The sequence below is a fragment of the Variovorax sp. DAIF25 genome (genome assembly GCF_050711835.1).
In the GTDB taxonomy this organism is placed as follows: Bacteria; Pseudomonadota; Gammaproteobacteria; order Burkholderiales; family Burkholderiaceae_C; genus Variovorax.
The window spans coordinates 225,497-238,914 of record NZ_CP136637.1 but is presented as its reverse complement, the minus strand read 5'-3'; the positions used below and the strand labels follow the sequence as shown (position 1 = coordinate 238,914).

17 protein-coding genes are annotated in these 13,418 nt (G+C 69.0%); 4 read left to right on the top strand and 13 right to left on the bottom strand.

Annotated elements, in window-relative coordinates; translation table 11 throughout:
* Positions 1-13: 13 nt before the first annotated feature.
* The 4 genes from R0232_RS35240 to R0232_RS35225 form a co-directional block, all read right to left on the bottom strand.
* Complete coding sequence (locus R0232_RS35240) at positions 14-697, bottom strand: response regulator (protein ID WP_431513927.1); 684 nt, start codon at positions 695-697, stop codon at positions 14-16.
* Positions 698-1,026: 329 nt separating this feature from the next.
* The gene (locus R0232_RS35235) at positions 1,027-1,437 is read right to left on the bottom strand and encodes a hypothetical protein (RefSeq protein ID WP_431513926.1); all 411 of its coding nucleotides are present in this window, start codon (positions 1,435-1,437) and stop codon (positions 1,027-1,029) included.
* 20 nt (positions 1,438-1,457) lie between these two features.
* Positions 1,458-1,673, bottom strand: a complete 216-nt coding sequence (locus tag R0232_RS35230; protein WP_431513925.1) for a hypothetical protein — start codon at positions 1,671-1,673, stop codon at positions 1,458-1,460.
* Positions 1,674-1,823: 150 nt separating this feature from the next.
* A complete protein-coding gene (locus tag R0232_RS35225; protein WP_431513924.1) occupies positions 1,824-2,135 on the bottom strand; it encodes a hypothetical protein in 312 nt (103 codons plus the stop codon).
* A gap of 180 nt (positions 2,136-2,315) precedes the next feature.
* On the opposite strand from R0232_RS35225, the gene R0232_RS35220 reads away from it, so the two are divergent.
* The gene (locus tag R0232_RS35220) at positions 2,316-2,564 is read left to right on the top strand and encodes a hypothetical protein (RefSeq protein WP_093345893.1); all 249 of its coding nucleotides are present in this window, start codon (positions 2,316-2,318) and stop codon (positions 2,562-2,564) included.
* Between the two features lie 15 nt (positions 2,565-2,579).
* Here R0232_RS35220 and R0232_RS35215 read toward each other — a convergent pair whose 3' ends face one another.
* A complete protein-coding gene (locus R0232_RS35215; protein WP_431513923.1) occupies positions 2,580-3,077 on the bottom strand; it encodes an arsenate reductase ArsC in 498 nt (165 codons plus the stop codon).
* Positions 3,078-3,241: 164 nt separating this feature from the next.
* Here R0232_RS35215 and R0232_RS35210 point away from each other — a divergent pair, with 164 nt between their 5' ends.
* A complete protein-coding gene (locus tag R0232_RS35210; RefSeq protein ID WP_209539317.1) occupies positions 3,242-3,526 on the top strand; it encodes a hypothetical protein in 285 nt (94 codons plus the stop codon).
* 20 nt (positions 3,527-3,546) lie between these two features.
* Here the strand turns inward: R0232_RS35210 and R0232_RS35205 are convergent, their stop codons facing one another.
* From R0232_RS35205 to R0232_RS35180, 6 genes are read right to left on the bottom strand one after another with little or no spacing between them, the layout of a single operon-like run.
* On the bottom strand, positions 3,547-4,434 hold the full coding sequence (locus R0232_RS35205) for a VOC family protein (protein ID WP_431513922.1): 888 nt from the start codon (positions 4,432-4,434) through the stop codon (positions 3,547-3,549).
* 33 nt (positions 4,435-4,467) lie between these two features.
* Complete coding sequence (locus R0232_RS35200) at positions 4,468-5,322, bottom strand: ABC transporter ATP-binding protein (RefSeq protein ID WP_431513921.1); 855 nt, start codon at positions 5,320-5,322, stop codon at positions 4,468-4,470.
* Entirely contained in the window at positions 5,319-6,176 is an 858-nt protein-coding gene (locus R0232_RS35195) for an ABC transporter ATP-binding protein (protein WP_431513920.1), read from the bottom strand. Before R0232_RS35195 ends, R0232_RS35200 begins: the two co-directional genes overlap by 4 nt.
* Positions 6,160-6,738: an OsmC family protein gene (locus tag R0232_RS35190; protein WP_431513919.1), complete on the bottom strand. Its 579-nt coding sequence runs from the start codon at positions 6,736-6,738 to the stop codon at positions 6,160-6,162. Before R0232_RS35190 ends, R0232_RS35195 begins: the two co-directional genes overlap by 17 nt.
* 17 nt (positions 6,739-6,755) lie before the next feature.
* Complete coding sequence (locus R0232_RS35185) at positions 6,756-8,585, bottom strand: ABC transporter permease (RefSeq protein ID WP_431513918.1); 1,830 nt, start codon at positions 8,583-8,585, stop codon at positions 6,756-6,758.
* 49 nt (positions 8,586-8,634) lie between these two features.
* A complete protein-coding gene (locus tag R0232_RS35180; RefSeq protein WP_431513917.1) occupies positions 8,635-9,825 on the bottom strand; it encodes an ABC transporter substrate-binding protein in 1,191 nt (396 codons plus the stop codon).
* 226 nt (positions 9,826-10,051) lie between these two features.
* Between R0232_RS35180 and R0232_RS35175 the strand changes: the two genes are divergently transcribed.
* On the top strand, positions 10,052-11,071 hold the full coding sequence (locus R0232_RS35175) for an ABC transporter substrate-binding protein (RefSeq protein WP_208509415.1): 1,020 nt from the start codon (positions 10,052-10,054) through the stop codon (positions 11,069-11,071).
* Positions 11,072-11,075: 4 nt separating this feature from the next.
* On the opposite strand, the gene R0232_RS35170 is transcribed toward R0232_RS35175, so the two are convergent.
* Entirely contained in the window at positions 11,076-11,735 is a 660-nt protein-coding gene (locus R0232_RS35170; protein WP_431513916.1) for a nucleotidyl transferase AbiEii/AbiGii toxin family protein, read from the bottom strand.
* Positions 11,732-12,223, bottom strand: a complete 492-nt coding sequence (locus R0232_RS35165; protein WP_431513915.1) for a helix-turn-helix domain-containing protein — start codon at positions 12,221-12,223, stop codon at positions 11,732-11,734. The genes R0232_RS35170 and R0232_RS35165 overlap by 4 nt, the downstream gene beginning before the upstream one ends.
* A gap of 211 nt (positions 12,224-12,434) precedes the next feature.
* Here R0232_RS35165 and R0232_RS35160 point away from each other — a divergent pair, with 211 nt between their 5' ends.
* Positions 12,435-13,346, top strand: coding sequence for a TauD/TfdA dioxygenase family protein (locus R0232_RS35160; RefSeq protein ID WP_431513914.1), 912 nt, complete (start codon positions 12,435-12,437; stop codon positions 13,344-13,346).
* Positions 13,347-13,418 lie beyond the last annotated feature (72 nt).

Sequence of the window (13,418 nt, the reverse complement as noted above, 5' to 3'; positions counted from 1 at the left end):
TGGGGCGGAGAGCTTATCGAAGGCTGCTGATGAGCTGGGCCCGCGAGCGCATGCCGAACAGCAGCAGCAAGGTGGACACATGGTTCTTGACCGTGCCCTCGGTCAGGTGCGACAGCTGCGCGATCTCCTTGTTCGACTTGCCGGCCAGCAGCCAGTCGAGGATCTCGACCTGGCGCGCATTGAGCTGCGGCTGCGACTCGGCGCGCGCCGGCGTCGTGGGCGCGCTGCTCGAGGTCGTCGATGGCCGGGCCGGCAGGCCGATCAGGTCGTTTTCCCTCACGTAGCGCAGCACCTCGCCCAAGTGGCCGGTCTTGGGCAGGAAGGCCTGCGCCCCGAGCGCCATCGCGCCATGCATCAGCGCATGGCTGTCCTTGCCCGAGAGCACGATCACGGGCGAGGAAGGAAAGGCGCGCCGGAAGCGCACCAGGGTGTCCAGCCCCTGCGAGTCGGGCAGGTCGAGGTCGAGCAGCACCAGGTGGTGCGCGGCCTCATGGAGCGCGTAGAGGTGCAAGGCGTCGGCGAGGCAGCGCGCCTCGTACACCGGCACGCTGCCGGTCTCCGCGAGCAGCAGCGCGCGCAGGCCCAGGCGCACCAGCTCATGGTCGTCGACCACCAGGATGCCGCGCGCCGGCAGGGGCACGCCGACTTCGCTGCGCAGCGGCGCGGCATGCGGTGACAGGGGTGTGGCGTGGGCCATGGGCGGGCATCTTAGTGCTGCCTCGAGCGAAAAACGAAATGACCAAAGTCATGAAAACCGCTGCTGCGCGGGGAGCGGCCGGCGCTGTTGCCAAGGGACTCGCCCTTTGAAATATTGCGCGGCGTTTGCTTGTGTCCTCACCATCTGTCCTGCACCTCGGAATGGAGCATGCGGACTGGATGTTCGTGTCTTCTTCGCGCCCGATTGCCGACCAAACAGGAAACCATACGCACAAAGACATACGCCTTCTGGACACATGCCGTGCCATGGCGTATCGAGAAGTCCGCTCGCGAGTCAGCAGCGGCCCCCCAAGGGGGCGCCTGGCCTTCCTACTGCGCGTGAACTCTGAACCCGAGATAGACAAAGAAGGCCACGACCGCGCCGATGATGGCAAGCGCCACGCCTCGCGGAATCGGCTCTTCCCTCGAGGAGCGAAGGAACGCATCATCCATGCGAGCCAGCATCGCTTGTCGCTCGGCACGCGCAGCGAACAGAAACTTGATGACGATGCCCACGCCCAGCAGAAAAACACCGGCACCGATGATCATCCAGCTCCAGACCTCGACGGTGAAAGTGATGGGAAGCGCGCCATCGACGGTCGCGACGAATGGCGCCTGGCCTTTTCGCCACACCTCGACCTGACCCGCGCGCCATCCCCTGAAGCCGTGCAGGAAGGCGGCGCCGCCCAGGCCGAGCGTCATCAGGCTCACCAGCACCAGCTTGATGATCTTGAGAAACACGGGTCGATTCAGCCGCGGGCTCAGAACAGCAGGCCGAGCACGACCGTGACCAGCCCGACGTAGGCCACGAGCCATCGCCATGCGACAAGCATCGCCAGCGCGCGTTGGACAGGGTGGGCGTCGCCTTCGCCCCAACCCATTTCCTTCGACGACCTCCCGGTCCCCGATGCCGCTTCGAAATGGATCCACGGCCATGCGATCAGAAGCGCGCCGAAGCTCAAGATCAGGATCTTCATGGAGGGGCCCAGCCAAAGGGTTGTTCTTGGTGCCATTGTGCAATGGCGCCGGTGACTGGTTGGATGTCTCGGCAGTCAGGCGGCCGAGGCGCGCCCGGTCGCGTTCATGCGACAGCGCCGATCACGAATGCCGCGCAAAGCGGCCCGCGCTCAGATCGCGATCGAAGGCAGTGCCTGCCCCTGCGCGGCACGTGGTCCCACCACGATGCGCTGCGGCCGTTTCGCGCGCGGCAGCGGCTCGGGCAAGGCCTCGGGTGCGGCCGCGGTCGTGCCGAGCGCGCCCCACACGGCGGCGAAGCGCACGTCGGCTTCCTTGCGCAGGCGCGCGATCTGCTCGATCTCCTGGGGTGCGACCTTGATGCGGCCGCCGCGCGTTCGCTGGTGCAGCACGTGAATGGCCGCCTGGGCCGCGTCCTCGGCGCCCACCCATGCCGCAAAGGCGGCGTCCCGGTTGTCTTGCATGCTTGTTCCCCAGCGAAGAAGTTGGGCGCAGTCGCAATCATCTACGCCTTGATACACCGTATCGATCGGACCGTGCGTGTTCTGTAGGTCATTGCCGACTCGGCCTGCCGGTGGAGGACTGCCCGCCACCCGCGCCGGGGGCCGATGATTTTCCCGACCAAGACCTCGAGGAAAAAAACCATGTCCCAGCTCAGCGTCGATCTCTATCAAAGCGTCACCGATCCCGAGAAATTCATGGCCGTTCCGTCCGGCACCGATCCCGCCGAACTGACCGGGCCGATGGTGTTCGACCGGGACTATGGGCAGGTGGTGCGCTACCGCCAGGGCTTCGAGTTCGACCCCACGCAGGACTACGCGGGCGCCAACGCCGCCAAGATCGCCGCCGACGTTCTGACCGTCAGGTGGGCGCTCTACCGCCGCGAAGGCTGAGCCCACGCCAGCGGCTCAGGAGGTCCCGATCTGACGCGCCTCCGCCTCGATCACGAGGTGGTCGATGCGCTCGTCGGGCAGGTTGACCAGCAGCTCCACGTGCCGACGGATCGCATGCAGGGTCTGCACGAAGGCGTCGTCGCCAAGCTCCGCGCCCGGTGCGCGCGGGTCGGGATGCGACCAGTGCGCAGAGGCGGGCTGGCCGGGCCAGACCGGGCAGGTCTCGCCCGCGGATTCGTCGCAGAGCGTGACCACGAGGTCCATGTGCGGGGCCGAGGCCGCGCCGAATTCCTCCCAGCTCTTGCTGCGCAGTCCTTCGGTCGGCAGACCCGCGCCACGCAGCGCCTCGAGCGTGCGCGGATCGGCCTGGCCGTCGGCCGTGGGCGCATGGCCCGCGGAATGCGCGACGAAGCGGCCGTGGCCCAGTTGGTTGAGCAGCGATTCGGCGATCAGGCTGCGCGCGGCATTGCTGTTGCAGAGGAACAGGACGTGGACGGGATGGCCGGGATTCATGGCGTGACGCGAGGCCGCGCGTCGCGGCCCGGTTTGTTGCGGACCCGGGCATTGACGCCGCTTCCGATGACGCACGCATGACACCCCCGCGCCGGCGTGTGTAGTGCCGGCGTCACCTTCGCTGCGCACGATGGCGTCTTTCTCCACTTCACCGAAAGCACCGCATGTCCACCGACGCCAAGCTCATCGCCGCCGCCGAACTCGCCGACCACTACATCGAGATCATCCTGTCGGAAGAACCGGCCCTGCTGGTCGAGAAGATCGCCGACCAGGGCGCGAAGGACATCGCCAAGTCGGCCAAGGCGCTGGCCGAGTTCCGCCTGCAGCTGGCGAAGGCGCTGGCCGAGCAGCCGATCCCCGAGTACTTCGAGGAATCGGAAGAGGAAGAAGAGGAGTCGGAGGAAGAGTCGGTCGAGGACGGCGAAGAAGCCAAGGACGCCGACAAGTAAGCGGCCCGCTCCCGCGCCCTTCAGCCGCCCACGAGGCTGTCGAGCGCCGACGCACGCCGCGCCGCGCCTTCGCGCGCAGCCGGCGCGAATTCGATCAGCGCGCCATGTGTCTTCGCGAGGTCCGGCGCCTCGGGCGACGGCGTGGCCGCCGTGTGCAGCACCAGCGCATACGGTCCCTCGCCGCGCGCGCTGAGCCGCTGCTCCACCGCGCGGCCGATCGGCGTGGCGGCATCGGTCTTCGCGCTCGCGCGCGGCGAAGAGAACACCAGCGCGCTGCCGCCGAGCGCGATCACGGCCAGCCGCACGCCGCTGCCCGGCAGCGCCACGGCTTCGCCGACATGCACCGCCACCTCGCCATGCCCGTCGCCGAGCAGCGCGCGGTAGCGCTCGAGCGTGGCGTCGAGGTCGTGCACCGCGAGCGCGAGGCTCGCGACGCCAAGCGCGCCATTGGGATGCGTGCGCGCATCGCCCTCGGGCACGCGCAGCGCGCGCGGCGTGAGGTCGCCGCACAGAAAAGGCAGGTCGGCCGTCGCGGGCCGCGCGGTCTGCCAGCGCAGGCGTTCGCCGTCGGGGCGCACGCGGCCGCCATCGAGCGGGCCGTCGAGCGCGAGCCCGCGCGCCTTGGCTTCCTCGACGGTGATCGCGGTGCTGCGCGGCAGCAGCGCGAAGTCGACGATGCCTTCGCCATGGCGCTGCAGCAATTGCCACCAGCGCTCCTCGGGCGAGGGCGCGCGCCAGGCGATCAGCTCGAAGTAGCTGCCGTCCTGGAACACCACCAGCGCGTTGTGCGTGGTGCGGCCCGGATGGTCGCCGCCGCGCAGCACCTGGAAGCCGAGCGCCGCGTAGTCGGCGATGGCGCTCTCGAGGTCGTGCACCGCGATGACGATGTGGTCGAGTTTCAATGACATGGTCGTGTGTTCTCCCGTGGGGACGTGTGAAGTTCAGGAGGCGGTGCGCGCGGCGCCGTCGCCGCCCAGGTAGGCATCGCGGATGCGCGGGTCGTCGAGCAGCGCGGCGGCCGGGCCCGAGAGCACGATGCGCCCGGTCTGCAGCACGTAGCCGTGGTGCGCGATCTGCAGCGCGAGACTGGCGTTCTGCTCGACCATGAAGACCGAGACGCCCTGGGCATTGATGCGCGCGATCAGCTCGAGCACCTTGTCGACATACAGCGGCGACAGGCCCATGGTCGGCTCGTCCATGCAGATGAGCTGCGGGCGGCCCATGAGCGCGCGCGCCATCGCCACCATCTGCTGCTCGCCGCCCGAGAGCGTGCCGGCCTGGAAGGCTATGCGCTCGGCCACGCGCGGGAACAGCTCGAGCATGCGCTCGAGGTCCTCGGCCACCGCGCGGCGGTCGTTGCGCGCGTAGGCACCCATCAGCAGGTTCTCGCGCACGGTCATCGCGGGAAACAGCCGGCGCGCCTCGGGCACCGAGCCGATACCCTTGCGGATGATCTGCGGCGTGCTCAAGCCCAGCGTCGAGACGCCGTCGAACAGCACCTCGCCCGAACGCGGCTTGAGCAGGCCCAGCACGATCTTCATGGTGGTCGACTTGCCGCTGGCATTGCCGCCGAGCAGGCTCACGATCTGGCCCTTGCGCACCTCGATGTCGAGGTCGAAATGGGCCTGCACCGGGCCATAGAAGCTGTTGACCTTGCGCAGCTGCAGCAGCGGATGAACAGCGATGCGGGCCGCGGGGCCAGCGGGCGGCACGGCCGGCGCGGCATGGTCCTCGTCGCGGCCGTCTCCCCACAACGGCGACGGCGGCAGGCCCGTGCGGGCGACGGTGGCGATCATGCGGGCACCGCCTCGGGCCGTGCCTGGCCCACCTGCCCCACCTGCCGGTGGCCGAGGTAGGCCTCGATCACCGCGGGGTCGTTGCGCACGTCGTCGGGCCGGCCCTCGGCGATCTTGCGGCCGTCGTCGAGCACGGCCACGCGGTCCGACAGCTGCATCACGAGGTCGAGCTTGTGCTCGATCAGGAGGATGGTCTGGCCGCGCGCCTTCAGGCCGCGGATGATCTCGAGCATCTCGGCGGTCTCGCTCTCGTTCATGCCGGCCGTGGGTTCGTCGAGCAGCAGCAGCCGGGGCTGGAGCGCGAGCGCGCGCGCGATCTCCACGCGGCGGCGGTTGGCGTACGAGAGGCTGTAGGCCGGGTGATCGATGCGCGGCGCCAGCCGCTCGCCGAACAGCGCGACGATCTCGAGCGCTTCCTGGCGCAGCGTCTCCTCCTCGCGCCGCACGGCGGCGGGCTGCACCAGCGCGAGCGCCAGTTCGGCCAGCGCGCCCAGGCCCGGCACGCCGCCCACGCGCGGCTTCACGGCGCGCAGCCGGGTGTGCGCGCCGACCAGCACGTTGTCGAGCACCGAGAGGTTGGCGAACACGCGGCCATGCTGGAAGGTGCGCGCCAGGCCGCGCGCGGCGAGCTGCTGCGCGGGCAGGCCCGTGATGTCCTGCCCCTCGAACAGCACCTGCCCCGCGTCGGGCCGGTCCAGTCCGGTCACGAGGTTGAAGAGCGTGGTCTTGCCGGCCCCGTTGGGCCCGATCACGCTGAGCAGTTCGCCCTCGGCCACGTGCAGGTCGACCGCGTTCACGGCCGTGAGGCCGCCGAAGCGGCGCACCAGGCCGCGGATCTCAAGCAGCGATGGCATCGCCCGCTTCCTGCGGCGCGTTGGCGGCCTGCGCCTTCGAGTTCTCGAGCTTCACCTCGGCGCGGATGGTCTGCGGGTTGCGCAGCAGGTTGAGGATCGGGCAGTTGCGCTCCACTGCCTCGAACAGCGCGTCGATCTCGGCGCGGCTCGCGGGCGAATCGATGTGCACCGTGTAGCCGATCTGGTGCGGCCAGATCGGCGTGCTCTCGTGGCCCGGCTTGCCGCCGCGCGGATCGATGAGGCCCGTGACCTCGACCTCGAGGCTTTCGAGCGGCACCTGGCGCTCGGCCGCCTGGATCAGGAAGATGTGCGTGACGCAGGTGCCGAGCACGCCGAGCTGCAGCTCGGGCGAGCTCGGGCCGAGGTCGTAGCCCGCGAAGTTCGGCGGGCTGTCGCTGATGACCTGGTGGTCGCGGATGCGCAGCCGGCGTACGCCGCTGCGGCCCTCGGCCTTGACGCTGGCCTTCAGTTGCAGCGGCTGCGCGCTGCCCGCGTCGACGGCGGCATTGCGCGCCAGCACGGCGGCGCGCTTCTCGGCGAGGTAGTCGTTGAGGTGGCTCATGGTGTGTGGTTCTTTCTTCAGACGGTGCCCAGCAGGCCTTGCGGGCGGAAACGGATCAGCAGCAGCAGCGCGACGCCGTAGATCAGCATGCGGTACTCGGCGGTGACGCGGAACAGTTCGGGCAGGCTCACGAGCGCGACCGCGCCGAGCAGCGCGCCGCTGATGTTCCCGAGCCCGCCGAGGATCACCATGGTGAGCGCGAGGATCGCGATCTGCGAGCCGAAGGTCTCGTGGTTGATGTACGAGTACATGTGGGCCGTGAAGGCGCCGCTCACGCCGGCCGCGAAGCCGCCGAAGCCGAAGGCCAGCGCCTTGTAGCGGTCGGGGCTCACGCCGTAGGCGCGCGCGGCCACCTCGTCCTCGCGCACCGCGCGGAAGGTGCGGCCCAGGTGCGAGCCCAGCAGCCGCCACTGCAGCAGCGCGAGCAGCACCATGGCGCCGAACGAGGCCCAGTAGATCGCGCCGTTCGACGAGGCATCGCGCCCGAACAGCGACAGCGGCGGAATGCCCGAGACGCCGATCGGCCCGCGCGTGAGGCTCTCCCAGTTGAGGATGGTGAGCGCCACGATCTCGCCGATGCCCAGCGTGGCGATCGACACGTAGTGGCCGCGCAGCCGGAAGGCCGGGAAGATCAGCGCGGTGCCGATCAGCGAGGTGAGGATGCCGGCCAGCACGATGCCCGTGCCCACCGGCAGATGCAGGTCGAGCACCAGCAGCGAGGAGGCATAGGCGCCGATGGCCAGCAGCCCCGCATGGCCGAGCGAGATCTGGCCGACGGTGCCCGCCACCAGCGTGAGGCTCAGCGCCAGCGCCGCATAGAGCCAGGCATTGGTGAGCGTCTGCAGCAGGTAGGGCGAGGGATCGAACAGCGGCAGCAGCACCGCGGCCGCGAACAGCGCCACGAGCAGCCGGCGCGGCACGCGCCAGGGCTTGCTCGGCGCGATGAAGGTACCGGTCAGCGGCTCGGGCGGCAGCGCGCGCTTGCGGCCGAACAGGCCGTTGGGCTTCCACACCAGGATCGCCAGCAGCAGCGCGAAGGCGAACAGGTTGCGGTAGGGCGTGCCCAGCAGCGCCACGCCATAGCTCTCGATCAACCCGAGCAACAGGCTTCCGACGATCGCCCCGGGCACGTTGCCCACGCCGCCGACCACGGTGGCCACCACGCCCTTGAGCGTGGCCTGGAAGCTCATCGCTGGGCTGATGTTGTTGTAGTACATGCCCACCAGCAGGCCCGACAGCCCGCCGAGCGCGGCCGCGATCGCGAACACGGTCTGGTTCACGCGGTCGACGTCGACGCCCATCTGCTGCGCCGCGTCGCGGTCCTGCGCGGTGGCGCGCACCGCCCAGCCGAGCCTGGTGAAGCGCAGGAAGCCGAACAGCACGGCCGCGCTCGCGAGGCCGATGCCCGCGATCAGCAGGTCGAGCGCGCCGATGGTGCCGCTGCCGACCTGCAGCCGCCAGTCGGGCAACGCCGTGGGCAGCGCGCGCGGATCGGGGCTGAAGACCAGCTGCACCAGGATGTCGAGCACGAAGCTGATGCCGATGGTGGCCAAGAGCGGCGCGATGCGCGCCGCGCCCTGCAGCGGGCGCAATCCCACGCGCTCGATCAGCATGCCGAGCGCGCCCGAGCCCAGCACCACCAGAGCGATCGTCACGGGCAGCGGCGTGTGCAGATAAGTGATCGAGGCCCAGCCGATGTAGGCGCCGACGGTGTAGACCGAGCCGTGCGCGAAGTTGATCAGGTGCGAGACGCCGAAGATCAGCGCCAGCCCGACCGCCAGCAACGCATAGATGTTGCCGATGATCAGGCCGTTGACCGTGTAGTCGAAGAAGGAGCCGAAGTTCATCGAAGGACCGCCCTCTCCTCACGGAAAGGCGCGCCGTGCGCGAGCACGCTCATTTGGTCGAGGCCAACGCCGCCTTCTCGTCGAGCTGCGCCCACTTGCCGTCCTTCACCACCAGGTTCACGCTCTTCACGCCGATCACGCGGCGCGTCTGCGGATCGAAGCTGGTCTTGCCGAAGATCACGCTGGGAACGTCCTTGATCTTGTAGAAGGCGTCGCGCACGGCCTTGCGGTCGGCATTGGGGCCGGCCTGGCGCAGCGCGGCCGCCGCGTACACCACGGCGTCGTAGGCATAGGCGTTGAAGGCGTCGGGTTCCTTGTCGTACCTGGCGCGGAAGCTCTTCACGAAGTCGCGCACCTCGGCGCGCGGCTCCTCGGGGAAGAAGGCGGTGTTGGTGTGGATGCCGTTGACCGCGGCGCCGCCGAGCTCGATGAACTTGGGCGAATAGACCGAGCCCACCGCCGCGATCGACTGCTTCAGGCCCACGCTGCGCACCTGACCCGCGATGAGCGCGCCGTCGGGGTAGTAGGAGATCAGCACCAGGCCGTCGGGGTTGGCGTCGCGCACGCGCACGAGCGTGGAGCGGAAGTCCTTCTCGTCGGGCTGGTAGCCCTCGGCGATGGCGAGCTGCGCGCCGCGTTCCTGCGCGGCCTTCACCAGCACGTCCTTGCTGGTGCGGCCCCAGTCGGTGTTGAGATAGAGCACCGCGATGCGCTTGAAGCCCAGCGTCTTGACCGCGAGGTCTGCCAGCAGCGGCTGCGCGTCGGCCTGGCTGATCGACGGGCTCCAGATGTAATCGCCGCCCTTGGTGAAGTCGGGGTGCGAGTTGGTGAAACCCAGTTGCACCAGGCCCGCGCGCTGGTAGATCGGCGAGGCCGCCATCGAGGCCGGACTCGAGAAGTCGCCGAGCTCGATCAGCACGCGCTTGTCGTTCACCAGCTTCTGCGCGATCGCGACCGACTGGCGCGGGTCGCTCTGGCTGTCCTCGAAGTTGTAGGCCAGCGGCCGGCCATGGATGCCGCCCTGCGCGTTGATGTGCTCGAGCGCGAGGTCGAAGCCCGCCTTCCACTGCGCGCCGTACTGCGCGTTCTGGCCGGTCAGCGGCCCGCTGACGCCGAACCAGACGGGCTCGCCGCTGGCCGGCGCGGCCAGGACGGGTGCGGACAGCGCGAAGGCGGCGCCGGCCAGCGACAGCGCGGCGATCCGGTGCAGGAAGCGTTGGCGGGAGATCGGTGTTGGCATGGTGTGAAGGTCCCGGGGCATGAAGATCAGGCCGGCCATTCTTCGCGTTGCCCGGGGCCGCTGGAACGAAAAAAAGCGCTGCGCGATATGCGTTTTCCGAGCAAGGCATGGCGCGCGCTTCGCGCTCTTGCAGGCCGGACATATGCATGACTGAAAACATTCGTTGGATAGGCGCGGACCGCGCTCGGACACTCGCCGCTTCGAATATTCCGGTGGAGAAGCCCTGATGACCGACTCTCTTTCCTCACGCCTGCCGCCTTCGCGCCGCAGCGTCCTTCAAGCCGGCGCCGCCGCCGCCGTCGTGGGCTCCGCGGCCCTGCTCGGCGCCTCGGCCTGGTCGCAACCGCGCAAGCTGACCTTTGCCTGGAGCCAGGCCGGCTTCTGCCTCGCGCCCGTGCCGGTCGCGCTCGAGCGCGGCTTCTTCGAGAAGAACGGGCTCGACGTCGAGCTGCTGAACTGGGCCGGCTCGTCCGACCAGATGCTCGAGGCACTGGCCACCGGCAAGGCCGATGTCGGCGTCGGCCTGATCCACCGCTGGGTCAAGCCGCTGGAAGCCGGCTTCGACGTGAAGGTGGTCGGCAGCGTGCACGGCGGTTGCCTGCGGCTGGTGGGCGCCAAGGCCGCCGGCGTGACCACCGAGCTCGCGAGCCTCAAGGGCAAGACCATCGGCGTGTCGGACCAGAACAGCCCGGCGCGCCAGTTCTATGCGATCCATCTCGCGAAGAAGGGCATCGACATCGAGAAGGACGTCGACTGGCGCGTCTATCCGGCCGACCTGCTCGACATCGCCGTGAAGAAGGGCGAGATCCAGGCCATTGCCGACGGCGACCCGAACGTCTACCTGATCGAGAAGCGCAACCCCGGCGTCTTCACCGAGATCGCCAACAGCGCCAAGGGCGAGTACGCCGAGCGCCTGTGCTGCATCGTCGGCGCGCGCGGCGAGTTCGCGCGCAACGACAAGCCGCGCGCCGCCGCCACCGTGCGCGCGCTGGCGCAAGCCTCCGACTACGTGGCCGAGAACCCGAACGAGTCGGCGCGCATCTATGCCAAGTACGCGCCCAAGGTCGCGGTGGAAGACCTGCAGAAGCTGTTCACCGAGCTGACCTACAAGCACCATCCGGCGGGCAAGGCGCTGCGCAACGAGGTGGAGGCGTTTGCGACGGACTTCCGGAATGCGGGGATCCTGAAGAAGAGCACGGACGTGGTTCGGTTTGCGAACCACGTGTCGTTGGACGTGCTGGCTTGAGGGGCTACAGGCCGGTCAGGAATTCCCCGGCCGTGGTCGCGCAGTGCTCGAAGTCCGGCGCGTACTCCAATGTCGCGATCGCATCGAACGCGGCGCGCAAGCCGGCATGCGGTTGCCGGATCTGTCCGAGAAAGGCGTCCCGGTGGCGCAGCAGGAACGGCGCCGCCGGCAGAAGGTCTAGGGGCTCGCGTTCGATCACGAGTGCAAGGTCGAACAGATCGCGCGCCGTGACCCGGTCGCCGCGGTGGTACATCTTCTTGGCGATGATCTCGGCGGCTGTCTCCACCTTCACCTGTCGGCCGCCGATGTGCCAGATTTCCCAGGCCTTGTCCGGCAGCAGATTGGGAGCGGCCACGAAGTCGACCTCGCCCTCCTCGAACTGCAACTTGACGAAGGCGCCCGGCTGCTCGGTGTAGTCCTGCGTCAAGTCCGCCGCCGTGTCGCTCAACCGAGGCGTGACATAGCCGAGGTATTGCGGATCGGGCACGAAGATATCGATGTCCTTGCTCAGCCGATGACGGTAGCGGAACATCAGCACGGTCCCGCCGCCCAGGGTCCAGAACGGATCGGCGATGCCACCGTACCGGCCGATGTCGTCGAGCAGCGTCAGCGCCCGCGCGAACAGTGCCTCCCAGGGACCGTTGGGCAGTGGTCTCGGCTTCATGCCCACAGCGCCCGCCGGTGCACGGACAAGGACTCCGCGAGCTTCGCCACGTTGCGCCAGACCTGCCGCGGCGGCAGGCGCGCGCGCGAGGCGGTTTCTTCCACGGCCATCACGACGACGGGAATGGGCGCTTCATCGAGCAGATGGGTCAGGTGCGCGGTGAATGGCGGCGGCACGTCGCCGCTCGCCAGCACCTTCTCCAGCGCTTCGGGGCCGAGCTCGCGTGCGTAGCTGACGCTGGCCGTCTTGGCCGCCATCCACAGGCCACGCTTCTTGCGCCGCGCCAGCGTATCCGGCGCGGGGCTGTCCAGCCCCAGCACCGCCATCACCTGGCCCACGCGGTTGACGCCCAGGTCGCCCAGCGCACCGTTCTCCAGGCCGACCAGGGTCTGCCGCGACAGGCCGCTCAGGTGCGCCAGCTGAGACTGGGACAAGCCCAACTCAGTGCGCCTGGCGCGTACCGCGTGGCCGATGTCGATCAGGTTCATGGCGAAGGTTGAATCCGAAATATGTCAAAAATATTGGACATTCTATTTCGGTTGATCTGAATGCCAAAGAAAAAGACCTGAGCCCGGCCCGAACCACTCCCCTTCGATTCTTCGCATAAGCACATGCGCAAAGAGCGCATGCAACCCATGCGAACTTTCCTAGCATCGGGCGCAGCATCCATTCCACCCAGCGCGCCCGCGCTCCCACGCCATGTCCTCCGTGCTTGCCGCCGAACGGCCGACCGTTGCCGAACCTTCTTCCGTTGTCCCGTTCAGGATCGCCGCGATCGATGCATCGCTCGGCGCCGAGGTCACAGGCCTCGATGCCACGCGCCCGGTGCCGGCCGCGCAGGTGCGTGCGCTCAAGGAGGCGCTGCTCGAGCGGCATGTACTCGTGCTCAAGCAGCAGCGGCTCGACGACGCGCAGTTCGAGCGCCTGGCCAGCTACTTCGGCGCCGTGTTCCGTCCGCCGTCGAACGTGCCGGTGCTCGGCTCCGATCCCTATGGCGGCAACACGCCCGACATCGTGCGGGTGTCGAACGTCGATGGCGGCGTGCTCGGCCATGACGAGCTCGCGGCGCATGCCGACCACCACTGGACGCCGGTGCCGTCGTCGGGCTCGCTGCTCTACGGCATCGAGGTGCCCTCGGAGGGCGGCGACACCACCTGGTACAACCTCGCGGCCGCCTGGGACGAACTCGATGCCGGCACGCAGCGCGAGATCGAGCACCTGCGGCTCATCACCTACAACCCCTTCCTGCGCAAGCTCAAGCCGCTCACCACCGGCTTCCCGCTCTACCGCACGCCCGAAATCACGCCGCTCGAGCCCTTCGAGGTGCATCCGCTGGTGCGCACCCATCCCGACAGCGGCCGCCGCGTGCTCTACCTGGGGGCGCGCACCGAGGTCGAGATCGTCGGCGTCGACCCGCAGTACGGCGCCGCGCTGATCGCGCGCCTGCGCCAGCACCTGCTGCAGCCGCGCTTCGCCTACACGCACCGCTGGAGCGTGGGCGACATCGTCTACTGGGACAACCAGGCCACGCTGCATGCGCGCAGCGCCTTCGACAACGGCGAGCGCCGCGTGCTCAAGCGCATCAGCCTCTCGGGCAGCCGCCCGTACTGACACCGCCACCGGCCCTCCCCCAAGCGCACCGCCATGCGCGCCACCGCCCCGCGCGGCGGCGCGCGCGCGAGC